At 60.3% G+C, this 23,560-nt stretch carries 16 protein-coding genes; 9 read left to right on the forward strand and 7 right to left on the reverse strand.

What is annotated here, in order from left to right:
• Positions 1-6 precede the first annotated feature (6 nt).
• Positions 7-2,442 carry a DNA topoisomerase (ATP-hydrolyzing) subunit B gene (gyrB, locus tag N5D22_RS15400; RefSeq protein WP_279656458.1) on the forward strand — a complete coding sequence of 812 codons (2,436 nt, stop codon included), beginning with the start codon at positions 7-9 and terminating at the stop codon, positions 2,440-2,442.
• Between the two features lie 105 nt (positions 2,443-2,547).
• On the opposite strand, the gene N5D22_RS15405 is transcribed toward gyrB, so the two are convergent.
• On the reverse strand, positions 2,548-3,150 hold the full coding sequence (locus N5D22_RS15405; RefSeq protein ID WP_279656457.1) for a nitroreductase family protein: 603 nt from the start codon (positions 3,148-3,150) through the stop codon (positions 2,548-2,550).
• Between the two features lie 130 nt (positions 3,151-3,280).
• Between N5D22_RS15405 and N5D22_RS15410 the strand changes: the two genes are divergently transcribed.
• From N5D22_RS15410 to N5D22_RS15445, 8 genes are all read left to right on the forward strand, one after another.
• Complete coding sequence (locus N5D22_RS15410; protein ID WP_279656456.1) at positions 3,281-4,123, forward strand: fumarylacetoacetate hydrolase family protein; 843 nt, start codon at positions 3,281-3,283, stop codon at positions 4,121-4,123.
• Between the two features lie 124 nt (positions 4,124-4,247).
• Complete coding sequence (locus N5D22_RS15415; protein WP_279656749.1) at positions 4,248-5,483, forward strand: polyhydroxyalkanoate depolymerase; 1,236 nt, start codon at positions 4,248-4,250, stop codon at positions 5,481-5,483.
• A gap of 68 nt (positions 5,484-5,551) precedes the next feature.
• Positions 5,552-6,319 carry a M48 family metallopeptidase gene (locus tag N5D22_RS15420; protein WP_279656455.1) on the forward strand — a complete coding sequence of 256 codons (768 nt, stop codon included), beginning with the start codon at positions 5,552-5,554 and terminating at the stop codon, positions 6,317-6,319.
• Between the two features lie 102 nt (positions 6,320-6,421).
• Positions 6,422-7,084: a phosphoribosylanthranilate isomerase gene (locus N5D22_RS15425; RefSeq protein ID WP_003492823.1), complete on the forward strand. Its 663-nt coding sequence runs from the start codon at positions 6,422-6,424 to the stop codon at positions 7,082-7,084.
• Between the two features lies 1 nt (position 7,085).
• Positions 7,086-8,306 (forward strand): tryptophan synthase subunit beta, encoded by a 1,221-nt coding sequence (trpB, locus tag N5D22_RS15430; RefSeq protein ID WP_279656454.1) that lies wholly within the window; start codon positions 7,086-7,088, stop codon positions 8,304-8,306.
• Positions 8,307-8,310: 4 nt separating this feature from the next.
• Positions 8,311-9,150, forward strand: a complete 840-nt coding sequence (gene trpA / locus N5D22_RS15435) for a tryptophan synthase subunit alpha (RefSeq protein ID WP_279656453.1) — start codon at positions 8,311-8,313, stop codon at positions 9,148-9,150.
• Between the two features lie 27 nt (positions 9,151-9,177).
• Entirely contained in the window at positions 9,178-10,074 is an 897-nt protein-coding gene (accD, locus tag N5D22_RS15440; RefSeq protein ID WP_279656452.1) for an acetyl-CoA carboxylase, carboxyltransferase subunit beta, read from the forward strand.
• Between the two features lie 86 nt (positions 10,075-10,160).
• The gene (locus tag N5D22_RS15445) at positions 10,161-11,540 is read left to right on the forward strand and encodes a bifunctional folylpolyglutamate synthase/dihydrofolate synthase (protein WP_279656451.1); all 1,380 of its coding nucleotides are present in this window, start codon (positions 10,161-10,163) and stop codon (positions 11,538-11,540) included.
• 48 nt (positions 11,541-11,588) lie between these two features.
• On the opposite strand, the gene trxA is transcribed toward N5D22_RS15445, so the two are convergent.
• The 6 genes from trxA to N5D22_RS15475 all read right to left on the reverse strand — a co-directional run bounded on the left by trxA (position 11,589) and on the right by N5D22_RS15475 (position 23,558).
• The gene (gene trxA / locus N5D22_RS15450) at positions 11,589-11,909 is read right to left on the reverse strand and encodes a thioredoxin (protein ID WP_003505361.1); all 321 of its coding nucleotides are present in this window, start codon (positions 11,907-11,909) and stop codon (positions 11,589-11,591) included.
• Between the two features lie 77 nt (positions 11,910-11,986).
• Positions 11,987-15,544 (reverse strand): double-strand break repair helicase AddA, encoded by a 3,558-nt coding sequence (gene addA / locus N5D22_RS15455; protein WP_279656450.1) that lies wholly within the window; start codon positions 15,542-15,544, stop codon positions 11,987-11,989.
• The gene (gene addB / locus N5D22_RS15460; RefSeq protein ID WP_279656449.1) at positions 15,534-18,719 is read right to left on the reverse strand and encodes a double-strand break repair protein AddB; all 3,186 of its coding nucleotides are present in this window, start codon (positions 18,717-18,719) and stop codon (positions 15,534-15,536) included. The genes addA and addB overlap by 11 nt, the downstream gene beginning before the upstream one ends.
• The gene (locus tag N5D22_RS15465) at positions 18,716-19,453 is read right to left on the reverse strand and encodes a nucleotidyltransferase family protein (protein ID WP_279656448.1); all 738 of its coding nucleotides are present in this window, start codon (positions 19,451-19,453) and stop codon (positions 18,716-18,718) included. The genes addB and N5D22_RS15465 overlap by 4 nt, the downstream gene beginning before the upstream one ends.
• 5 nt (positions 19,454-19,458) lie before the next feature.
• Positions 19,459-20,979, reverse strand: coding sequence for a tRNA (adenosine(37)-N6)-threonylcarbamoyltransferase complex ATPase subunit type 1 TsaE (gene tsaE / locus N5D22_RS15470; RefSeq protein ID WP_279656447.1), 1,521 nt, complete (start codon positions 20,977-20,979; stop codon positions 19,459-19,461).
• A complete protein-coding gene (locus N5D22_RS15475; RefSeq protein WP_279656446.1) occupies positions 20,976-23,558 on the reverse strand; it encodes a PAS domain-containing sensor histidine kinase in 2,583 nt (860 codons plus the stop codon). The genes tsaE and N5D22_RS15475 overlap by 4 nt, the downstream gene beginning before the upstream one ends.
• Positions 23,559-23,560: the final 2 nt, after the last annotated feature.

Raw genomic sequence — 23,560 nt, forward strand, 5'->3', positions numbered from 1 at the left:
GTATTTATGACCGAAACATCGTCAAGCGAAGTCGGCGCGAACGCGGAATATGGAGCCGATTCGATCAAGGTCCTCAAGGGCCTTGATGCCGTGCGCAAACGGCCCGGCATGTATATCGGCGATACCGATGACGGTTCCGGCCTGCATCATATGGTCTACGAGGTCGTCGACAACGCCATCGACGAGGCGCTTGCAGGCCATGCCGACCTGGTGACGGTGACGCTGAACGCCGATGGATCCGTGACGGTGACGGACAACGGGCGCGGCATTCCGACCGATATTCACTCTTCCGAAGGCGTTTCCGCCGCCGAAGTCATCATGACCCAGCTGCATGCGGGCGGCAAATTCGACCAGAATTCCTACAAGGTCTCCGGCGGTCTGCATGGCGTGGGCGTCTCGGTGGTCAATGCGCTTTCCGTCTGGCTGAAGCTCAGAATCCGCCGCAATGGCAAGCTGCACGAAATCGGCTTCACCCACGGTGTCGCCGATGCGCCGCTTTCCGTCATTGGCGAATATGAAGGCCGCTCGGGAACGGAGGTCACCTTCCTCGCCAGCCCGCAAACCTTCACCATGACGGATTACGATTACGGCACGCTGGAGCATCGCCTGCGCGAACTGGCATTCCTGAATTCCGGCGTGCGCATCCTGCTCACCGACAAGCGCCATTCTGATATCAAGCAGGAAGAGCTGCTATATGACGGCGGTCTCGAAGCCTTCGTGCGTTATCTGGACCGCGCCAAGAAGCCGCTGGTGGATAAGCCTGTCGCCATCAAGGGCGAGAAGGATGGCATTACGGTTGAGGTCGCGCTCTGGTGGAACGATAGCTACCATGAGAACGTGCTCTGCTTTACCAACAACATTCCCCAGCGCGATGGCGGCACCCATATGGCCGGTTTCCGCGCGGCGCTGACCCGTCAGGTGACCTCCTATGCCGAAACCTCGGGCATCCTGAAAAAGGAAAAAGTGAGCCTGCAGGGTGAGGACTGCCGCGAAGGTCTGACGGCCATTCTCTCCGTCAAAGTACCGGACCCCAAGTTTTCCTCGCAGACGAAAGACAAACTCGTTTCGTCCGAGGTGCGCCCGGTCGTGGAAAGCCTTGTCAACGAAGCGCTCTCCACCTGGCTGGAAGAACATCCTTCCGACGCGAGAATCCTCGTCGGCAAGGTGGTGGAAGCGGCGGTCGCCCGCGAAGCCGCCCGCAAGGCGCGCGAGCTGACGCGCCGCAAGGGTGCGCTCGATATCGCCTCTCTGCCTGGCAAGCTTGCCGACTGCTCCGAGCGCGATCCGGCGAAATCCGAACTCTTCCTCGTCGAGGGTGACTCCGCTGGCGGTTCGGCCAAGCAGGGCCGTTCGCGCGAGACGCAGGCGATCCTGCCGCTGCGTGGCAAGATCCTCAATGTCGAACGCGCCCGCTTCGACAAGATGTTGTCCAGCCAGGAAATCGGCACGCTGATCACCGCGCTCGGCACCTCCATCGGCAAGGACGAGTTCAACGCCGACAAGCTGCGTTACCACAAGATTATCATCATGACGGATGCTGACGTCGACGGCGCCCACATCCGTACCCTGCTTTTGACCTTCTTCTTCCGCCAAATGCCGGAGCTGATCGAGCGCGGCCATCTCTATATCGCCCAGCCGCCGCTTTATAAGGTCACACGTGGCAAATCCGTGCAGTACCTCAAGGATGAAAAGGCGCTGGAAGAATACCTGATCTCCATGGGTATCGAGGAGGCGTCGCTGACGCTCGGTTCTGGCGAAGTGCGCGTCGGCGCCGATCTTCGCGAAGTCATTCTGGATGCGGTGCGCATGCGCTCGCTGATTGACGGGCTGCATTCGCGTTACAGCCGCTCGATCGTGGAACAGGCCGCCATTGCCGGCGCGCTGAACCCCGAGCTTTCGGCCGATGCCGCCCGCGCAGAGGAAACCGTTGCCGAAGTGGCCCGGCGTCTCGACATGATCGCGGAAGAAACCGAACGCGGCTGGTCCGGAACGGTGCTGCAGGATGGCGGCTTGCGCTTCGAGCGCATGGTGCGCGGCGTCAAGGAAGTCTCGACCCTGGATATGGGCCTTCTCGGTTCGGCCGATGCCCGCCATATCGATCAGCTCGCAGCCCGCACCCGCGATATCTACGCCACGCCGCCGGTGCTGCAACGCAAGGATGGCACGATGGAACTCGCCGGTCCGCGCGCGCTTCTGGATGCGATTTTCGCCGCCGGCCGCAAGGGTCTGTCGATGCAGCGTTATAAGGGCCTTGGCGAAATGAATGCCGAACAGCTGTGGGAAACCACGCTCGACGCCAATGTCCGCTCCCTGCTTCAGGTAAGAGTGAGCGATGCGACCGATGCCGATGGCCTGTTTGCCCGCCTGATGGGTGACGAAGTGGAACCACGTCGCGACTTCATTCAGGAAAATGCGCTGAGTGTCGCCAACCTCGACATTTAATCTTGTGAAGCACTTCACGTAACGATTCACGTGAAACGAAACTTTAACAAAAGGCCCGGCGGTCGATATCCGCCGGGCCTTTTGTTATACGCGGATGGTTGGATGTCAGTCGGCCTTGCCCGTAAAGCGTCCTTCAAAAGCCACCTCGGAAAGAGGCAGCCGCTTGCTCGGCACTTCCCGCTCCGCCAGATCATCAGGCAAAATGGACTTGTCGGTCAGCGTACCGATGGCGATCCCGGCTTCCACCCTGTAACCCTCCGGAATATCCAGCGCTTCGACAATCCTGTCTTTCAGGATGCCGGCCATGCCATGGGCATGATAGCCGAGCAGATGCGCCTGCATGGCGAGTGAAAACCAGGCTGCGCCTGCATCGAACGAATGGGTGGCGGAGGGCCTTTTCTCACCTTCGCGCGAAATATTGTAGCTTCGTGAAACGACGAAGAGCAGCACCGATGCGTTTCTTGCCCAGCGCTGGTTTCCTTCCATCAACAGTTCGATGAAGAGCGGCCAGTCTTTGCTCTCCCTATGCGCATAGACAAACCGCCATGGCTGATAGTTGGATGCGGAGGGCGCCCAGTGCGCCGCATCCAGAATGGTCAGCAGATGCTCTTGAGACATGGCGCTGCCGTCGAAGGCTCGGGGAGACCAGCGATCAAGGAAAAGCGGATCGACGGGATATTCGGATTGCCGGTTATTGCTGTTCGTCACGAGGGTCACGTCCTTTTGGTTGCCGGGAAGGAAAAGGTATTTTTCGAAACTTGGCGTCGTCAAGGGGTGACAAGTATGAATGCATCGTTCATATATGCATCACCTTGTCAGACAACCGGGAGAGAGTTCCATGAAATTGATGCGCGTTGGCCAATCTGGCCAGGAAAAGCCTGCGATCCTCGATGCGGAAGGAAAAGTCCGCGATCTGTCCGCCCATGTGAAAGACATTGGCGGCGACGCCATTTCTCCCGAGGGTCTCAAGAAGATCGCCGCAATCGACCTCGCCACCCTTCCGGTGCTGAACGAAGAGCGCATCGGCGCCTGCGTTGCGGGAACCGGAAAATTTATCTGCATTGGCCTCAATTTCTCCGACCACGCCGCCGAAACGGGCGCCACCGTACCGCCGGAACCGGTGATTTTCATGAAGGCGACCTCGGCCATCGTCGGTCCGAACGACAACGTCACCATTCCGCGCGGCTCCGAAAAGACCGACTGGGAAGTCGAACTCGGTGTCGTCATTGGCAAGACCGCGAAATACGTCTCGGAGGCCGATGCTCTCGATTACGTCGCGGGTTATTGCGTTTCGCACGACGTTTCCGAGCGCGCCTTCCAGACGGAGCGTGCAGGCCAGTGGACCAAGGGCAAGTCCTGCGACACCTTCGGTCCCATCGGCCCCTGGCTGGTGACGAAGGATGAAATCACCGATCCGCAAAACCTTGGCATGTGGCTGAAGGTGAACGGCCAGACCATGCAGGACGGCTCCAGCAAGACCATGGTTTACGGCGTCGCCCACGTTGTCTCCTATCTCAGCCAGTTCATGTCGCTGCATCCCGGCGATGTCATTTCCACCGGCACGCCTCCGGGCGTCGGCATGGGCCTGAAGCCGCCGCGCTACCTGAAGGCTGGTGATGTCGTGGAACTCGGTATCGAGGGCCTCGGTTCCCAGAAGCAGACTTTCGTCGCCGATATCTGATCGCCACGGCGTTCAACGGAAAGTGAGGCGCCGGCGGTTTCCCGCCGGCGCCTTCGATTTTGTGCACCTGCGAAAAGCTGCTATGGTTGAAAAAAAGAGCGTGATCGCGAGGGAGGCGTCATCAGTGTTCTACCACCTCTATGAAATGAACCACGCGGCCATGGCGCCGCTGCGCGCCGGTGCCGACATGATGCGCCAGGCCTGCAACAATCCGCTCAATCCGCTTTCCAGCACGGCATTTGGAAGAAGCCTCGATGCCGGTTTTGAGGTCTTTGAGCGCATGACGCGCCGTTACGCAAAACCGGAATTCGCTCTCGAAAATACGATTGTCGATGGCCAGACCGTCAATGTTGTCGAAGAGACCGTGTGGTCGCGTCCGTTCTGCAATCTGCTTCATTTCAAGAAGGAACTTGATCCAGCCCGCCAGTCCGATCCGAAGGTGCTGCTGGTGGCGCCGATGTCCGGCCACTACGCCACCCTGTTACGTGGGACGGTGGAGGCCCTGCTGCCTTCGGCGGATATTTACATCACCGATTGGGCCGATGCCCGAACGGTGCCGGTGAGTGAGGGCACCTTCGATCTCGACGATTACATCAGCTATGTCATCGAGATGCTGCGCGCGATCGGACCGGGGACGCATGTGGTCGCCGTCTGTCAGCCATCCGTGCCGGTACTGGCCGCCGTCTCGTTAATGGAGGCGGATGAGGACAAATTCGCGCCGGCATCCATGACGCTGATGGGCGGTCCGATCGACACGCGCATCAACCCCACTGCCGTCAACGGTCTCGCCAAGGCCAAGCCGATAGAGTGGTTCCGCGATAATGTCGTCATGCAGGTGCCGTGGCCGCAGCCCGCTTTTGGCCGCAATGTCTATCCCGGTTTCCTGCAGCTGTCCGGTTTCATGTCGATGAACCTCGACAAGCACATGACGGCGCATAAGGATTTTTACCTCAACCTCGTCAAGAATGACGGCGATTCCGCTGAAAAGCACCGCGAATTTTACGATGAATATCTGGCCGTCATGGATCTGACGGCGGAGTTCTATCTGCAGACGGTGGAAACGGTCTTCATCGACCATGCGCTTCCGAAAGGGAACATGCTGCACCGGGGCAGGGCGGTCGATCCCGCGGCCATTCGCAAAGTCGCATTGTTTACGGTGGAAGGGGAGAATGACGATATTTCCGGGGTCGGCCAGACAAGGGCGGCCCATGATCTCTGCCGGAACATCCCTGAAGACAAGCGCGCCCATTACATGCAGCCGGATGTCGGCCACTATGGCGTCTTCAACGGTTCGCGCTTCCGCAAGGAAATCGTGCCCCGCATGCTGGATTTCATCGGCAAGCACCAGAAGACCGCCTAGGGCGCGGCGACAGGCGGCGCAGTGCATTTGCATGGTCAAGCGACGCACGAATCGGCTAAGAAGGGTTCATGTTTTCGCTGCTCAGAAAATCCCTGAAGTTACCGGCGCCAAAGAAGGTCGCGCCGAGCCAACGCACGGTGGCGGTGGCGGGCCGGCAGGTGCCGATCACGGTCAGGGAAAATCCGCGCGCCACGCGCATTACGCTCCGCATAGAACCTGGCGGCCGGGCGCTGAAGCTGACGATCCCAATGGGCCTGCATCACCGCCAGGTCGATGATTTTCTCGAGAGGCATCAGGGCTGGCTGGAAGGCAAGCTTCTGAAATTCAGCCCTGATGACGGTTTGCGTCCGGGAGCGACAATCGATATTCGCGGCATATCCCACCGTATCGACCATACGGGCAGCTTGCGGGGCCTCACCCATGCTTCCACGGATGCGGATGGTACGGCCATTCTGAACGTGAGCGGCGCGCCGGAACATCTGCGACGGCGGATAGCGACCTTTCTGAAAAAGGAAGCGAAGGCCGATCTGGAACGGCTGGTCGCCATTCATGCGCACGCCGCCGGCCGGCCGGTGCGCTCCATCAGCATGAAGGATACGCGCAGCCGCTGGGGCTCCTGTTCCCACGATGGAAATCTGAGTTTCTCGTGGCGCATCGTCATGGCTCCGGAAAAGGTTATCGATTATCTTGCCGCCCATGAGGTTGCCCATCTCAAGGAAATGAACCACGGCCCGAAATTCTGGGCCCTGTGCGAAAAGCTGTGTCCGCACACACAGGAAGCCAAGGACTGGCTGAAACGCCACGGATCCAGACTTCACGCCATCGATTTCGATTGAAACCGGTAACGCGGATCGCCATCTGGATTCACGTGAAACATTCCATCGGGAATGCATGCGATTTGGCTCGACTCTTGTCGCATTTCATGTCAGGTCGCGGGTATGAAACCGGATATCAAGATTTGCGGATTGAAGACACCGGAAGCGCTGGAGCGCGCCGTCAGGCGCGGCGCGTCCCATGTCGGTTTTATTTTCTTTGAGAAAAGCCCGCGCAACATCGAGCCAGATATTGCCGGCAGGCTGGCGGAAGGCGCCCGTGGCGCCGCCAAAGTGGTTGCCGTTACCGTCAATGCCGATAATGATTATCTCGATGAAATTGTCGATCTCGTAAAGCCGGATATCCTGCAGCTGCATGGCAATGAAAGCCCGGAACGGCTGCTGAACATCAAGGCGCTTTACGGTCTTCCTGTCATGAAGGCGATTTCCATTCGCGATGCCGCTGATCTTGCCAAAATCGATCCTTATATAGGAATAGCCGACCGTTTCCTGCTGGATGCCAAGGCGCCCGCCGGTTCCGAGCTGCCGGGCGGCAACGGCGTCTCCTTCGACTGGACCATCCTGCGATCACTTGACGGAAGTGTGGATTACATGCTTTCCGGGGGATTGAACAAGGACAATGTCGCCGAGGCGCTGGCGGAGACCAGGGCAAGCGGACTAGATTTATCGTCCGGTGTGGAAAGCGCGCCGGGCGTCAAGGATCTGTCCATGATCGACGCATTTTTCGATGTGGTGAATGATTGGTCGAAAGGCCCAAAGGGAGCTTGAAGTGAACGACGCGCCAACACCCAATTCTTTTCGCGCTGGTCCCGATGAGGACGGCCGTTTCGGCATTTACGGAGGTCGCTTCGTTGCCGAAACGCTGATGCCGCTCATTCTGGATTTGCAGGCGGAATGGGACAAGGCCAAGACCGATCCCGCGTTTCAGGCGGAACTCAAGCATCTCGGCGCACACTATACCGGCCGCCCGAGCCCGCTTTATTTTGCGGAACGCCTGACGGCGGAACTTGGCGGCGCGAAAATCTATTTCAAGCGCGAAGAGCTGAACCACACCGGCTCGCACAAGATCAACAATTGCCTCGGCCAGATCCTGCTTGCCAAGCGCATGGGCAAGACCCGCATCATCGCCGAAACCGGTGCCGGCCAGCACGGCGTTGCCTCCGCTACCGTGGCCGCGCGCTTCGGTCTGCCCTGCGTCGTTTACATGGGGGCGACGGATGTTGCCCGTCAGGCCCCGAATGTTTTCCGCATGAAGCTCCTTGGCGCCGAGGTGAAGCCGGTGACGGCTGGCCACGGCACCCTGAAGGACGCCATGAACGAGGCCCTGCGCGACTGGGTCACCAATGTCGAGGATACCTATTATCTGATCGGCACCGCAGCCGGCCCGCATCCCTATCCGGAGATGGTCCGCGATTTCCAGGCCGTTATCGGCGAGGAAGCCAAGGCGCAGATGCTGGAGGCGGAAGGCCGCCTGCCGGATCTGGTCGTCGCGGCTGTCGGCGGCGGCTCCAACGCCATCGGCATTTTCCATCCTTTCCTCGATGACAAGAATGTCCGCATCGTCGGCGTCGAAGCCGGCGGCAAGGGTCTTTCGGGTGATGAGCATTGCGCTTCCATCACCGCCGGTTCGCCGGGCGTGCTGCATGGCAACCGCACCTATCTGCTGCAGGATGAGGACGGCCAGATCAAGGAAGGCCATTCCATCTCCGCCGGCCTCGATTATCCCGGCATCGGCCCCGAGCACTCCTGGCTGAACGATATCGGCCGCGTGGAATATGTGCCGATCATGGACCATGAGGCGCTGGGCGCCTTCCAGATGCTCACCCGCCTCGAAGGCATCATTCCGGCTCTGGAGCCCAGCCATGCCCTGGCCGAGGTCATCAAGCGCGCACCGAAGATGGGCAAGGATGAAATCATCCTGATGAACCTCTCTGGCCGTGGCGACAAGGATGTCCACACCGTCAGCAAGTTCCTTGGAATGGATGTATAAGATCATGACTGCACGTATGGACAAGCGCTTTGCCGATCTGCGCGCTGAAAATCGCCCGGCCCTGATTACCTATTTCATGGGCGGCGATCCGGATTTCCAAACCTCGCTCGGCATCATGAAGGCGCTACCGGAAGCGGGCGCCGACGTTATCGAACTCGGCATGCCCTTTTCTGACCCGATGGCGGATGGCCCGGCCATTCAGCTGGCCGGCCAGCGCGCGCTGAAAGGCGGCCAGACGCTGAAAACCACGCTCGATCTTGCTCGCGAGTTCCGCAAGGGAGATGACGCGACGCCGATCGTGATGATGGGCTATTACAATCCTATCTACATCTACGGCGTCGAAAAATTTCTGGACGACGCAATCGCGGCCGGCATCGATGGTCTGATCGTTGTCGATCTGCCGCCTGAAATGGATGACGAGCTTTGCATCCCGGCACTTGCGCGCGGCATCAACTTCATCCGTCTCGCCACGCCGACGACGGATGGCAAGCGCCTGCCTGCCGTCCTTAAAAATACCTCAGGTTTCGTGTATTACGTCTCGATGAACGGTATCACCGGTTCAGCGCTTCCCGATCCATCGTTGATCTCGGGCGCTGTCGGTCGTATCAAGGCGCATACGGAACTGCCGGTGTGTGTCGGTTTCGGCGTGAAGACGGCAGATCATGCCAAGGCGATCGGCGCAGTAGCGGATGGCGTGGTGGTGGGTTCCGCCATCGTCAATCAGATTGCGGGCAGCCTGACCAAGGACGGGCAGGCGACCGCCGATACCGTGCCGGCGGTTACGACGCTGGTAAAGGGACTTTCAACGGGCGTGCGTGCGTCGCGCCTTGCCGCTGCGGAATAAGCGCGCGGCCCAGTCAGGAGTAGACAGTTGAACTGGATCACCAATTACGTTCGGCCGCGGATCAATTCCATGCTTGGCCGCCGCCCGGAAGTTCCGGAGAACCTGTGGATCAAGTGCCCGGAAACGGGCGAAATGGTCTTCCATAAGGATCTGGAGGATAACAAGTGGGTTATCCCCGCTTCCGGTTACCACATGAAGATGCCGGCCAAGGCACGCCTTGCCGATCTTTTCGATGGCGGCATCTATGAGGCCCTGCCGCAGCCGAAGGTAGCGCAGGACCCCTTGAAGTTCCGCGATTCCAAGAAATACACTGATCGCCTGCGCGACAGCCGCACGAAGACCGAGCAGGAAGATACCATCCTTGCCGGTGTTGGCCTCCTGAAAGGCCTGAAGATCGTCGCCGTCGTGCATGAATTCCAGTTCATGGGCGGTTCGCTCGGCATTGCCGCCGGCGAAGCCATCGTCAAGGCCTTCGAGCGCGCCATTTCCGAGCGTTGCCCGCTCGTGATGTTTCCGGCCTCGGGCGGTGCCCGCATGCAGGAAGGCATTCTTTCGCTCATGCAGCTGCCACGTACCACGGTTGCCGTGAACATGCTGAAAGAAGCCGGCATGCCCTATATCGTGGTTCTGACGAACCCGACGACGGGCGGCGTCACGGCCTCCTACGCTATGCTGGGCGATGTGCATATCGCCGAGCCGGGCGCCGAGATTTGCTTTGCAGGCAAGCGCGTGATCGAGCAGACCATTCGCGAGAAGCTTCCCGAAGGCTTCCAGACCTCTGAATATCTGCTGGAACACGGCATGGTGGACATGGTGATCGACCGCCGCGAAATTCCCGATACGCTGGCCAATATGCTCAAGATCATGACCAAAGCGCCCGCTGAGAATGCAAATGCGGTCGTCCCGCTGGCCGCTTCGGCCTGAGGAAAAAAATATGTCGCCCGAAGGCATAAACTGCCTTCGGGATGATGCTATACGTTGCATGATTTCACTTTTGGTGCGGCGGACAAATGGCAAACAAAACGCCTGAAAGGCGAACGGAAGACATGACGAAGCCCGCGATCGGTGAGGCCGAAAAGATTATTGAAGAGCTGATGCAGCTTCACCCCAAGGGGTTTGATCTTTCACTCGATAGAATTTCCCGTCTTCTGGAAAAACTCGGCAATCCCCAGAACAGGATGCCGCCCGTCATTCATGTCGCCGGCACCAACGGCAAGGGTTCAGTCACGGCTTTCTGCCGCGCATTGCTTGAAGCGGCAGGTCTTTCGGTCCATGTCCATACCTCGCCGCATCTTGTGAACTGGCATGAACGATACCGTATCGGCATCGCCGGCGAAAAAGGCCGCTACGTCAAGGACGATGTCTTCGCGGATGCGCTGCGCCGCATTGAAGCCGCCAATGCGGGTCAGACGATCACGGTTTTCGAAATCCTGACTGCCGCAATGTTCGTGCTCTTCGCGGAACAGCCGGCCGATGCCGCCGTCGTTGAGGTCGGTCTGGGCGGCCGCTTTGATGCGACCAATGTAATCAACAATCCGGCCGTCTCCGTCATCATGCCGATCTCGCTGGATCACCAGGCCTATCTCGGTGACCGCGTGGAACTGATCGCCGCCGAAAAGGCGGGTATCATGAAAAAGGGCTCGCCCGTCGTTATCGGCCATCAGGAATATGATGCGGCGCTGGAAACGCTTGTCGCCACGGCGGAGCGGCTCGGTTGCCCTGTCTCCGTCTATGGACAGGATTTTTCCGCCCATGAAGAATTCGGCCGCATGGTCTATCAGGACGAGTTCGGCCTCGCCGATGCGCCGTTGCCGCGGCTTCCCGGCCGTCACCAGCTCGCCAATGCCGCCGCCGCGATCCGCGCCGTTAAGGCTGCCGGTTTCGAAGTGACGGAACGGATGATCGAAAAGGCCATGACCACGGTGGAATGGCCCGGTCGTCTCCAGCGTATCCTGACCGGAAAAATAGCGGAAATGGCCCCGAAGAATGCGGAAATCTGGATCGATGGCGGTCACAATCCCGGCGCCGGCGAAGTCATTGCCGAGGCTATGGCTGGCTTTGAGGAAAAGATGCCGCGCCCGCTCTTCATCATCGCCGGCATGATCAATACCAAGGATCCGGTGGGTTATTTCAAGGCCTTCGCCGATATCGCCGAATATGTCTTCACCGTGCCGATCGGCGGTACGGATGCCGCGATCGATCCCGTGGTGCTCGCCCATGCCGCTTTTGATGCCGGCCTCGTGGCGGCGCCCACCTCGTCCCTAACGCATGCGTTGGAAGAGCTGTCCCGCCGCATCGATCCCGAGGGACCAGCGCCGCGCATCCTGATCGGCGGATCGCTTTATCTTGCCGGAAACGCCCTCGCCTTCAACGGCACGGTTCCCCAATAAAAAAGCCCGGCGATGATGCCGGGCTCTTTTTATTTTATCGGACAGCGCTTAAGCGGCGCCGGAAATCCAGGCGGACAGCGCTGTCTTGGGAGCAGCGCCAACCTTGATGTCGGCCACTTCGCCGCCCTTGAACATGGCGAGCGTCGGGATGGAGCGCACGCCGAACTGGGCAGCCAGTTCCGGGTTTTCGTCGATGTTGAGCTTCGCGACCTTGACCTTGCCGGCAAGCTCGGACGAAATTTCCTCGAGGCTCGGCGCGATCATCTTGCACGGGCCGCACCACTCGGCCCAGAAATCCACCACGACGGGTTCGGCGGATTCGAGGACTTCGGACTGGAAGTTTGCGGCATCGACTTTTACGGTAGCCATATCTGGCTCTCCTTTCAGCTAAACTTTTCCGCTATCGATGTGATGCGGGCGCGTCGAAATTTCAATGCCTCGGTATCTCACTTTGTCTTTATTGCGGCAAGGGCCTGTGCCATGGCATCGTCATCAACCCGCACAAAAGCAGCATTTTCCGTGTAGATCAGTGCGCAGACAAATTGCTTGCCGGGATAAAGGGGCGCCAGAATTTCACGATAAATGGCAAGCTGCGCAATGTGGGAGAAGGGGATTTCACGCGCTTCGCGTGGCGGCACCCGGTTTGTCTTGTAATCAACCAGGATGACGCGTTCGCCCTGCACCGCCAGCCGGTCGATACGGCCGGAGACGGCATAGTGCTGCCGGCCGATCGTCATCGTGCCCATGATGGAGACTTCCGCACGGCTGTTGGGCGCAAAGGCCGGTTGAACCGTCGGTTCGGACAGGACCCGCAAAACCGCCCGTATCAAATGCTCGCGTTCAGCGATGGGCCAGAAGCGGGCCGCGCGCTCCACATAACGCCGGGCTGCGTTTTCCCGCTCACCCTCGGCGAAATCCGGCAGCGCCTGCAACATGCGATGCACCAGCCGGCCGCGTTGCAGCGCCAGTGAGGAAACGTCGGCCTTTTCCCCGAAAAGTGGCGAACGCACAGCGAGATCGTCCGCGCCGTCGTCGATGATGGTGCCGGCACCGGACGGGCTGAGCGGCCTCGGCAATGAGGGCAGGGCCGGTAAAGGGGCGAGAAGTGCTGCCGGAAGGGCATATTCCTCCTGCGGTTGCGTTTCCGGCAGCTTTTGCGGCGCAGGTGTCGAGCGCGCTTCGGACTTGCGCCAGACAAGTCCCTGCCATTCCTCGCCGTCGGCGATGAAAAGCTGCGGCTTGCAATGATCTTCATTGTTGGCGAGCGCCGCTTTGACGATGGCGTGCCAGCATTCGGGATTTTCTTTCTGACCGCGATAACCGCAAACGACAAGATGATCGGCGGCGCGCGTCATGGCCACATAAAGCAGCCGTCGATATTCGTCTTCCGCAGCGATCTTCAGCCGTTCCTCATCGACGCGGATGAGATGGTTGGAAAAACCGCTGCCGGGCAGCCAGACGGGGAAAATATCTTCATCTGCTTCTATGAAGCGAAGTTTCGGCACATGGCTGTGGTTGAAGGCCTTCGAGCCGCCGTCAACGACAAAAACCACAGGCGCTTCCAGGCCCTTGGAGGCGTGCACGGTCATGATGCGCACTTCGCCGCGATCCTTGTCCTGCTCGCGCTTCACTTCAGGCGAATCGGTTTCCAGAACGGACAAAAAAGCCTGCAGGCCGGGCAGGCCGGTTCTTTCGTGATCCAGGGCAAAGGACAGGAACTCATCCAGAACGTCGCTCGCCTCGTTGCCAAGCCGGCCGAGGAACTTTTTGCGCCCGTCATGCAGGGTCAGGACCGCTGCAAAGAAATCATGCACCGTGGCTGTTTTCGAAAGCGCGATGAAATCTCGCAGCTTGCCGGCAGCGGCGGCAATGTGGCTGTTTTCTTCCTGCGAAAGGCCTTGCAGCCTATGCCAAACACTCTCCGTCTCGGAGCGCGCGGCGGCAATGTCGAAAACGTCATCTTCGGTCAGGTTGAAGAGCGGGCTTTTTAAAAGTGCGGCGAGGGAAAGATCATCTTCGGGCAGGACGACGAAATGGCCGAGCGCCAGTAGATCCTGCACGGCAATGTGGTCGGTCAGGCGAAGGCGGTCGGCACCGGCAACGGGAATGTTCTTGCGCCGCTTCAATTCACGGGTCAGCGCATTGACGAAAGCATGGCGTTTTCTGACCAGAACCAGAATATCGCCGGGCTCGACGGTGCGTTCGACGCCTTTTTCAATGATGGTCTCACTCCCTATCATATCTGCGATGCGCGCAGCGATGCGGCGGGCGACGATGGTGGCGGGCGCACTTTCCCGCAAGGCATCGAAGGGAGCCGTCCAATCCTCTTCGTCTTCGGTGGTTTCCGGCACCACCATGTCCCACACTTCCACGGTGCCGGGATGGCCGGCGCGGTTGGAGCGGTGTTCCACGGGTTCGTTATCGGCACTGAGGCCGCTGGCGTTTTTCGGGTCTGAAAAAACCTGATCGACGGCGGCGAGCACATCCTCCGTGGAACGGAAGGAGAGCGGCAGGCGGATGCGGTGAAAGGCCTGTTCCACCGAATCGACGCGTCTTTTGGTCTCGTCGCGTTCCTGTGAGAACCGTTCCGGCCGCGCGCCCTGGAAGGAATAGATCGACTGTTTTTCATCGCCCACGGCAAATAGCGTGCGCCGTCCCATGCGGGCGCTTTCGCCGGTAAAGAAATCCGCCGCCAGCGACTGGATGATCGACCATTGCACCGGGCTCGTATCCTGGGCCTCGTCGACCAGAATATGATCGATGCCCTGATCGAGCTTGTAATGTACCCATGCGCCTGCCGTATCGCGGTTGAGGAGATTGGCGGCGCGCTCGATCAGGTCTTCGAAATCGAGCTGGCTTCGCTGTTTTTTCAGATCCTCGAAATCACCGATCAACCGCTCGGCCAGCACAAGGGCGCTTTTCGTTGCCGCCAGCATGCGAACGAGGCGATAGCGGTTGCGGCAGGCTGAGACATGGTCGCGCGCCAGCGTCAGCGCGTCAACGAGGTCAGGAGCGGATTTCTGCATGCCCTTGTTGATGACATAGGCATCCGATTTTTTCTCGCCCTTGGCCGTCAGCAAGGCGGCCTCGATGAACTCCATCCGCCGCACCGGCTCCGTCTGCCGTTTTGCTTCCCTCAGCGCATAGGCGACATCGAGGACGCGCGATCCGCCCACCTCATCGGCAAGCGTGAGATAGGTATCGAGCGCAAGCCCGGAAAGACCGGGCAGGGGCCAGAAGGCCGCCGCCGCCGTTTCCTCGGTTTCCCCATCTTCGATCCGCATGGCCCGCCGCAGCCGGGCATCGATACCGCCGGATTGTCTTGCCTCGAGCAGAAAGGCCCGAAGCGCGCTGCGATTGGCGATGATGGCGGAGAGCAGCGACTCCAGCCCGCTTTCGTCGGCGAGATCGAGCACATAGGCAAGCGCCTGCGCCAGTTCCGCGTCGCTTTCCGTCGAAACCGCCGTCAGAAGCGTGCGGCGCGCCTCCGCCAGCAGCGTGGTTGCCGCGCGGTCGTCGAGGACGGAGAAATGGCCCGCGACATTGGCCTCCAGCGGAAACTGATGCAGCAGCGCTTCGCAGAATGCGTGGATGGTCTGAATTTTCAGCCCGCCTGGCGTTTCCAGCGCCTTGGCGAACAGCCGCCGCGCTTCCGCGAGCTTGAGACGGTCGGGTACCTTGCCTTCGATAGCGGCGATACGTTCCTTGAGATCGGAATCCGGCAAAGTTGCCCATTCCGCCAGCCGGTCGAAGACGCGGCTCGACATTTCGGATGCGGCGGCCTTGGTATAGGTCAGGCATAAAATTGCCGAGGGTCGGCAGCCGGCCAGCAGCAGGCGGATGACGCGCTGGGTCAGAACATGGGTCTTTCCGGAACCGGCATTGGCCGACACCCAGGCGGAACTTGCGGGGTCGGAGGCAAGCAGCTGCCGGGCGCTGGTCCAGTCGATCCAGCTTTCAGGCGTATCGGCGGCGGGGCCAGCATCGAAGGGATCAATCGTCATCGCCGTCTCCCGGTTCCGCCGTCGACCATTCCGAAACACGGGCGAGGTGATCATATTCCCCGCCATAGGATTGCTGCTCTTCCGGCACCAGCCGCGAGGCGAAGCCGTTTTTGCCCTCGCGCAGGGAATGAACGAATTTGGTGAGCTGTTCGATCGATTCCGTCGCGAGTTCAATCGCCGATTTTGGCGGTCTTTTGCCGCTTCGGCTGGAATGTTCGTTATTGACCTGATCGGCAAAAAAACGCTCGCCCGGGCGCAGGCGAACATAGATGAGGTTTTCAGGTGTGGGGGAACCGGCTTCGCGGAAGGCGCCGCGCATCAGTGCCGCCGCTTCCAGCGCAAGCTGCGGATCGAGCAGCGCGCGCGCCTGATTGACGGAAGGCGCAAGCCCGGTCTTGTAGTCGATAATATCCGCCTGACCGTTGGTCTTGATGTCGATGCGGTCGGCGATCCCCGTCAGCCTTATGCCCGCCTCGGCGATTTCCTGCCCGGCGCGGGCCTCGTAGAAGCTGTGGCGAATGGATGGATGACGTTCTTTTTCCCAGTCGATAAAGGCGCGCGCTACCGCTGCAAAACGCGGCCGCCAGATGACATCCACATGGGGAGGCAGGTTTTCCGCGTCGAAACATTCGTCGAGAATGCGCTGCATTGCCTCGAGCGAGGCCGGTGTGCCGGGAATATGCCCCTCGCGGGAATAACGCTCGATAATCGCGTGATAGAGCGTGCCGCGATCGGCGGCGTTCGGATCGCGATTGAAGGGGTCGAGCGGGTCCAGCTTCAGGATGCGCCGCGCATAGATCGAATAGGGGTCGCGGCGCAGGCGGCCCACTTCGCTGAAGGAATAGCGTGTCGGCTGCAACTCGGCCGGTGGTTTAGGGGCAGGGCGCTTTGCCGCTTCCTGATCGATGCTTTCATCCATCAGGCCGGCCCAATGCCGATAGGTCTCGCCGCGCTTCCTGAGTTCCTCGGCAAAATCCTCACCGCCCAGTGCCAGAAGGCGTTGCAGCCAGCGTGAGGCGACGGCGGGCGTGGCGCCTTGCCTCAGTGCGCGGGTGTAAAAGATCTGCCGGGTGCCATTCGCCATCTCGAAATCATGAGCGAGCTGGCCGATGCGCCGTTCCGGGGGCTCCAGTCCTATGGCGGTCTTCATCGTGCGCGACAGGAAGGGATTGTTTGCCGTCTGGCCGGGCCATAGCCCCTCATTGAGACCGCCGATAACAACTGTGTCAACGCTCTGCAGCCTCGCCTCGAGCGCACCGAAGATGAAAATGCGCGGATGTCGCATGGATCGCGGCTTGATCGATTCGCCTGCTACCAGCGCCGCGAAAATATCGATCCATTGCGGCCCATCCGCATCGAGGATGTCGCCGCTTTCCATCAGTTCCGCAAAGAGGCTGGAGAGCTTGTCTCCGGCCTCGCCGGACCAGAGTGCGGCAAGATCAGTGGTGTCATCCGCACAGATGGCCTCAATCACGCGGCCCGTCCGCTCGGCCCATTCCGCAAGAGGCAATTTGTCGGTGAAAGACCGGCCCAACCGGTCACGACGGACGAATGCGGAGGAGAGCGGCCCCGTCGCAACGGCAATCCGTCGCGCCAGATCGCGTGCGGCGTCAATGCTCCCCTCTGGCAGAGCCAGCCGCCAGGCCGGCGGATGTCGGTCTTCTCGTTGCGCCAGAAGCTGGGTCTCCAGAACCGCTTCCAGATTGCCGATTTCGGTTTCGACACGGCCGCCGCGCAGCGCGATCAGCTCCAGCGCTTTCGATGCTTTCGCAAAAGCGTCCCCGGAAAGCCCGAAACGGGTGAGCGGGTGCTTCAGAAGCGCAATGATCGGCACCGGGTCTCCGGGCCTCAATATGGCTTCGAGCGCGAGCTGCGTCAGCCCCGTCTGCGATGTGGCGGAAAGCGGCGTACCGGCCGAATCGTCTGCCTCGATGCCGAAGCGCTGCAATTCCGTCGCCACGCGTCGCGCCAATCCGCGGTCCGGTGTGATCAGCGCCGCCTGCGAGGGACGCCCTTCGCTCGGCGCCTCCAGCGCCAGCCTGAGCGCCACCGCGATGGCGGTCGCCTCTTCACGCTCGTTGGCGGCTTCGACCAGCGTTGCCGTTGCAAAAGCCTCATCGAAAAAGCCGGGATCCCTGTCTTCGCGCCAGCGATTCCAGTCGCTGGTGGATTTGGCAGGGGCAAGCGCCGCCGAGAACACGGCCGCGCGCTTTTCGAGGTCGCTATCGATGTCGCCGATCTGAACTACATCGTCCCGAAGCATGCCGAGCTTCTGCAACAGCATATAGAGCCCGTATTGCGAATGGGTGCGGCTTGAAGGATCGGCAGGGTCTTCGGCAATCGCCTGCCATTGCCCATCCGGCATGGCAAGATCGAGGCCCGGCAGCACGATGGTGCCCTGCGGCAGGGCGGCAACGGCGGCGATGAGATCGGCTGCGGCCGGAATGGAGCCGGTCGACCCCGCGACGATGATCGGTCCGGTATCCGGCAAATTGGCCAGCCGGTTCGCCTCCGCCCGCAGAATGGCATTGCGATGCTGGCCGGCGGAGGAGCGGTTCAGCTCGGCAAGCCGTGCCGGCCAGAAAACGCTGGCGATCTTCAGGAAATCCGCCGTCAGCTGCCACCATTGGGCGTGATCGCCAGTATCGAGATGCTGAAGCGCCTCCCAGTCTTTTTCTTCCGTATCCATCGCATCGATGACTTCGCCCAGCGCACGCGCCAGCCAGATGGCGTCTGCGGGGCTGGCGGGGGCGACAAGCGGCGAATCCGAATGGATTGCCCGGATGGCGTCCGGCAGGCTGTTGCGCCAGGCGAGAATGAGACGCGCCAGTTCGATGAGGCGCCCGGTGCCGGAAATCGGCGGCGCCAGATCCATGATTTCAGGATTTTCGACATCGAAGAAGCCGCTGTCGTCATCCGTTTCGCCCAGCGGCCGGATCAGCGGCAGAATGGCGGACTGTCCGCCCAGCAGATCGACGAATTCGGAGCGCAGCACACGGGCGGAGCGTCGTGTCGGCACATAGATCGTCACCTTGGCAAGCGACAGCGGATAAGCCGGGTCGTATTTATAGCCGGCTGTCAGTCTCCCGTCACACAGCGTTTCCGCGAGCGTCTTGAGGAACGGTGTTCCCGCAGCGATCGTCAGGACGCGCTTTGCGTGGTGGGTGAGTGTCATGCAGAGCGTTTTTCCCTGAATTGGCGGATGATGTCTTCTGCGTCTTCTATCGCATCGGGGGTGCCGACGGTGATCCAGTGGCCATCCAGCGAAAGTCCGAAAAGCCTGGATTTTTCAATGGCGCGGTCGAAATAGATATTCAGATTGAAGGCATCTGCCGGCGCATCGTCGAGCAGGCGGGAATCCATGGCAATGGCGCCGGCATAAACCACCGGGTTTGGGTCGCCATCGCGATAACGCGCCAACTTCCCGTCAGCGGAGAGATTGAAGTCCCGCTTGCCATTATGGCCGGTGGTGCGATCCATGTCGACGCAGAGCAGCGCCATGTCCATGCGGGTCGGGTCGAAGAATTGTGCTAGCCTGCGCAGATTGCTGACCGCGTTCAACTGTTCGCCGATCCAGAAAAGATCGGCATTCATGACGAAGACGGGACCGGGTTCCAGAAGCTTCAGGCCCTTGGCAAGCCCGCCGCCGGAATTCATCAGCTGCGCTCGCTCGTCGGAAATCAGGATTTCGGCATCGGAACGGCGCTCAAGATGAGCGACCATCTGTTCGGCATGGTGATGCACATTAACGACGATCGTCGCCGCCCCTGCTTCGACCAGGGCGTCGAGTGCGTAATCGATCATCGGTTTGCCGGCGATTTTCACGAGCGGCTTCGGGATCGTATCGGTGATCGGGCGCATCCGCGTGCCAAGCCCGGCGGCCAGCACCATCGCGTTTTTGATCGTCATCGTGGTCAACCGTGTTCGTCGTTAAATTCCATGCCCATGCGGACACACCATTCTCTAAGCGGCGCCAGCTCCGGGTGGGAAAGTGCGGCGGCGAGATAACGGAACGTCCTGGGCATATGTTTCATATAACCGGGTTTGCCGTCCCGTTCCAACAGTCTCACCCAAATCCCGGCAAGCTTGCAGTTGCGCTGAGCCGACATGATGGCGAAAGCCTTGAGAAAGGCGTCCTCATGGAAAGAGGGTTTGCCCTTTCTGCTTTCGAGATAGTGCGAAAGCAGGCGCGCTTGCAGCCCGGGTTCGATGGTAACCCGCGCATCCTGGACGATGGAAGCCAGATCGTAGGCAGTCGGGCCTATCATCGCATCCTGAAAATCGATCAGGCCGACTTGCCGGATGCCGTTATTCCGCTGTTGCCAGATAATGTTCGGCGAATGGAAATCGCGCAGCAGAAGCCCCGTTTCGCAATCTTCGAGCGAATCGATAAGGCCGTCCCAGATGGCGTCATAATCCCGCCTATCGCTGTCGGTGAGCGCTTCGCCGCGTTTATGGGGCAGATACCATTCCGCCAGCAGCGAAACCTCGATCTTCATCGCCTGCCGGTCGAAGGGGGGGACCTCATAGGCGCTGCCATCGGCCATAGGCAGCAGATCGGGTCTTGGGGTCTGGTGAAGTGCGGCAAGACAGGCGACGCTTTGCAGGTAGCGGTCTTCCATTGGCGTCCCGTCCGACGCCAGCACCCCGTCCCGGCCAAGGTCTTCCAGCAGAAGAATGCCCTGATCGGTATCGGCCGCCAGAATTTCCGGGGCGCAAAAGCCGCTGTTGCGCAGATAATTGCCGATCGCCACGAAGGAACGGGCGTCCTGGGCAAGATGGGCGATTTCCGCGTAGGTCTTGCCATCGGCAATGATCGCCCCTCTCAAGGGGCGTCGCCAATCCATCAGGATAAGCTCCGGGCCGCCGGTGGAAATGGTCTCATAGGCGCGTGTGGAAGCGTCGCCGCTCAAAAAACGGCGGACCGCATCGCCCTCGCCATTTTTTGTCAGGAATTCGCGGATGGCGAAAACGCGTTCGAGTCTTGCTTTCTGTTGCGCCGGAGCCTCGATGACCGCCAGTCGCCCTTCGCCCGCATGTGTCAGCGTCAGGGTTATCGTCTGATCCGGTGGGAGAACCCCGGCGGCGATATCCGGCCATTCGATCAGGCAGATACCGTCCTCCAGCATCTCGTCGATGCCGAGCTCATCCAGTTCCGAGACATCCGAAAGCCGGTAAAGATCGAGATGGGCGACCGGAATGCGGGTGGAATAGGTCTGGATGATCGTGAAGGTGGGGCTCGGCACTTCGAGATCGGGCTCGTCCGCCATTGCCCGGATGAAGGCGCGGGCGAGCGTCGATTTTCCAGCGCCGAGATCGCCGATCAGGGCCAGACAATCGCCGGGCTTCAAAGCCAGCGCAAGGTCCTCACCGAGCCTGATGGTGTCCTTCTCTCCCGCAAGGGGAATGGTTATCGGCAAGATGTCTTCGCTCATTCTGCGGCGATGGAATGCGGCCGTGTGCCGGAAGGAATGCGGCAGGTGACAATGGTGCCGTTGCCGGGCCGGCTGTCGATGCTGACCGTACCATGATGCAGGCTGACAAAGCTTTCCACGATGGAAAGGCCAAGGCCCGCGCCGGTTCGCCGCCCGCCATTGCCGCGCGTCGCGAAGCGGTCGAACACGCTCTTCAGCATGTCCTCAGGAATGCCGGGTCCCTTGTCCGCTACCGAGAACACGAAGTCACCTTCGCTGCGTTGGCAGGAGAGCTGAACCGAAGACCCTTCCGGGGCGAAATTGATCGCATTGGTCAGCAGCTTGATGAGAATCTGCTTCAGGCGCTGGTGATCCGCCACCAGGCTGCCGAGATGGGCCGGTGCGACGATCTCGAGCGAAATGCCGCTCTCCTGCAGCCGGTCGGCGATCTGTACCGAAACATCGTCGAGCAATTCGTTCAGATCGTTATCCGAATAATTGAGCTGCATGATGCCGGCATCGACGGTCGCGAGATCGAGAATATCGTTGACGATGGTCAGGAGCACTGAGGACGAGGTGGAAATATGGTCGAGATATTCCGCCTGCCGGTCGGTCAATTGGCCGATGCCCGGAGTTTTCAGGAGATCGGTGAAACCGATGATATTCGTCAGTGGCGAGCGCAGCTCATAGGAAACATGCTGCACGAAATCGTTCTTAAGCTCGTCGGCCTTCAGCAGGGCGTCGTTCTTTTCCTTGAGCGCCCGCTCGGCCCGCACGCTGTCGGTCATGTTGACGAAGGTCAGCATGGTCTGCGCATCCGGCAGCGGAATGATGGCGTAGTCGAGCACAAGGCCGGAAAGCAGTTCCAGCGTTCCTTGCCGCGAGGGCCGTTCATCGTCGAAGCTGGTGATGAACTGGCTGAAGGCGCGCCAGCCATCCGGCCTGTCATAGGATTGCGTGCAGGCGGTTTCGATGGCGCGGATATGGGTACCGGTCTCGGCCTGTTCCGCGGTCACGCCCCAGAGCGCCCGGAATGCCGGGTTGGACAGGCGAATGCGTCCGTCGGCACCGAACACGGCGACACCTTCGGCCAGATGGTCGATGGTTTCGCCCTGAACCTTTACCAGGGTATTGTAGCGCATCTGCAGATCGACCTGCTCGGTGAGGTTCTCGAAAACCCAGGTCGCGCCGCCCTGGGGATGGGCCGTCGCGATAACCCGCAGGGTCTGCCCGTTCGGCAGGTGCCAGAGATCGGTCTTGGTATCCAGCGAGCGGTAGACGGAGAGCGCCGTCTCCTTCCAGTTCTTCCAGTTCAGCTGCTCCGGCAGTTTGCCGGCCGTGCGCAGCCTGTCGAGAAGCTCGGAATTGTCAGGGCCGGATTCGAGGAAGACGAGGTCGAGACCCCATAGAGCCGCGAAAGCCTGATTGTAGAATTGCAGCCGCTGCCGGCCGTCGAAAATGGCGACGGGCGTCGCCAGATGATCGAGCGTTTCGGCGTGGCTCTTCAGAACCCGCTTGAGTTCCTCGCCGATAGTCTCGGCCTCGGTGGCATCGATGGCGATGCCGGCAGACCCACCCGCCGTCTTGATGTCGACAACGTCGAAGAAGGTGCGGTTTCCGGAAACCACCGTCGAAATACGGTCGTGATAGGGCGATTCCGGTGTCGCGGCCGCGCGTATCTTCTGCCGGGTAACCGTGTTCAGCAGTTCGCGTTTTTCATGAACGGCCTGTTCGGTGTCACGGGCATCCACCGCCTGCGCATAGGCGTGGTTGACCCAGATGAGGTCACCTTCGCCATTGCGCCGCCAGACGGGCTGCTCGATGGAATCGAGAAGTTCCTGAAAGGTCGAGACGGAAGCGATCAGGCGCTCGCGCTCCACCTGCAATTCAGCGAGTTCGGCGCGCAGATTGTTGAGGGCAATAAACCGCGCAAAGGCGTTTCCGCCGGAAACCCGGCCCTGAACTTCAATGACTTCGCCGCGCTGCGTTTCGATGGTCAGGTCGAAACTCTGGGCATGGCTGCGGAGTTTTTCGATGGATTTTTCAAGCTGGCTTGCGGATGCCGGTTTCAGCCAGCGGCCAAAGGCCAGAAAATCGTGATCCGCCTGCGGCACACCCGTCTCGGCCGGCAGCTGTCCCAGAAATTCGGGCCGCTTGTCCGCGCCATCCCAGATGACGATGCGGCGGCTCTTGTCGGAAATCAACGCTTCATATTTCGCGATCTTGTGGTGGGACTGGGCAAGCGCCTGTCGGTATTCGCTGCTTTCCGCCTCGATATTACCGCGCTGGCGCACCAGCCAGACGACGGAAAACAGCGTTGCCGAAAGCATGCCGACGAAAAGCGAATAGGTGATGGTTTCCCCGGATGAGAACAACCGCGCGCCGGTCTTTGCCACAAGGCCGTCCTGCGCCAGCGCCACGCTTGCGGAGCCGGCCAGAACCGTGCCCGACATCAGGACAGGAAGCCTCGCAAAGCCTGTCTGAACCGCACTGAACACCAGCCGGCAACGCGCAAGAGCCGCGCTCAATGCCACGCCCGCATGCGTGTTTTCAACGCGTTGAACTGCCTGCTTGCGCAGATCCGAATTGTGAACCGTCATCC

This window comes from Agrobacterium sp. GD03872, from assembly GCF_029840625.1.
GTDB classification, from domain to species: domain Bacteria; phylum Pseudomonadota; class Alphaproteobacteria; order Rhizobiales; family Rhizobiaceae; genus Agrobacterium; species Agrobacterium fabrum_A.

Excerpts from the sequence above, each read along its gene's own strand:
- addB (WP_279656449.1), bottom strand. The coding sequence starts at position 18,719 with ATGACACTCACCCACCACGCAAAGCGCGTCCTGACGATCGCTGCGGGA.
- gyrB (WP_279656458.1), top strand. The coding sequence starts at position 7 with ATGACCGAAACATCGTCAAGCGAAGTCGGCGCGAACGCGGAATATGGA.
- N5D22_RS15445 (WP_279656451.1), top strand. The coding sequence starts at position 10,161 with ATGGCAAACAAAACGCCTGAAAGGCGAACGGAAGACATGACGAAGCCC.
- N5D22_RS15420 (WP_279656455.1), top strand. The coding sequence starts at position 5,552 with ATGTTTTCGCTGCTCAGAAAATCCCTGAAGTTACCGGCGCCAAAGAAG.
- N5D22_RS15425 (WP_003492823.1), top strand. The coding sequence starts at position 6,422 with ATGAAACCGGATATCAAGATTTGCGGATTGAAGACACCGGAAGCGCTG.
- tsaE (WP_279656447.1), bottom strand. The coding sequence starts at position 20,979 with ATGAGCGAAGACATCTTGCCGATAACCATTCCCCTTGCGGGAGAGAAG.
- addA (WP_279656450.1), bottom strand. The coding sequence starts at position 15,544 with ATGACGATTGATCCCTTCGATGCTGGCCCCGCCGCCGATACGCCTGAA.
- N5D22_RS15410 (WP_279656456.1), top strand. The coding sequence starts at position 3,281 with ATGAAATTGATGCGCGTTGGCCAATCTGGCCAGGAAAAGCCTGCGATC.
- trxA (WP_003505361.1), bottom strand. The coding sequence starts at position 11,909 with ATGGCTACCGTAAAAGTCGATGCCGCAAACTTCCAGTCCGAAGTCCTC.
- N5D22_RS15475 (WP_279656446.1), bottom strand. The coding sequence starts at position 23,558 with ATGACGGTTCACAATTCGGATCTGCGCAAGCAGGCAGTTCAACGCGTT.
- N5D22_RS15465 (WP_279656448.1), bottom strand. The coding sequence starts at position 19,453 with ATGACGATCAAAAACGCGATGGTGCTGGCCGCCGGGCTTGGCACGCGG.
- trpA (WP_279656453.1), top strand. The coding sequence starts at position 8,311 with ATGACTGCACGTATGGACAAGCGCTTTGCCGATCTGCGCGCTGAAAAT.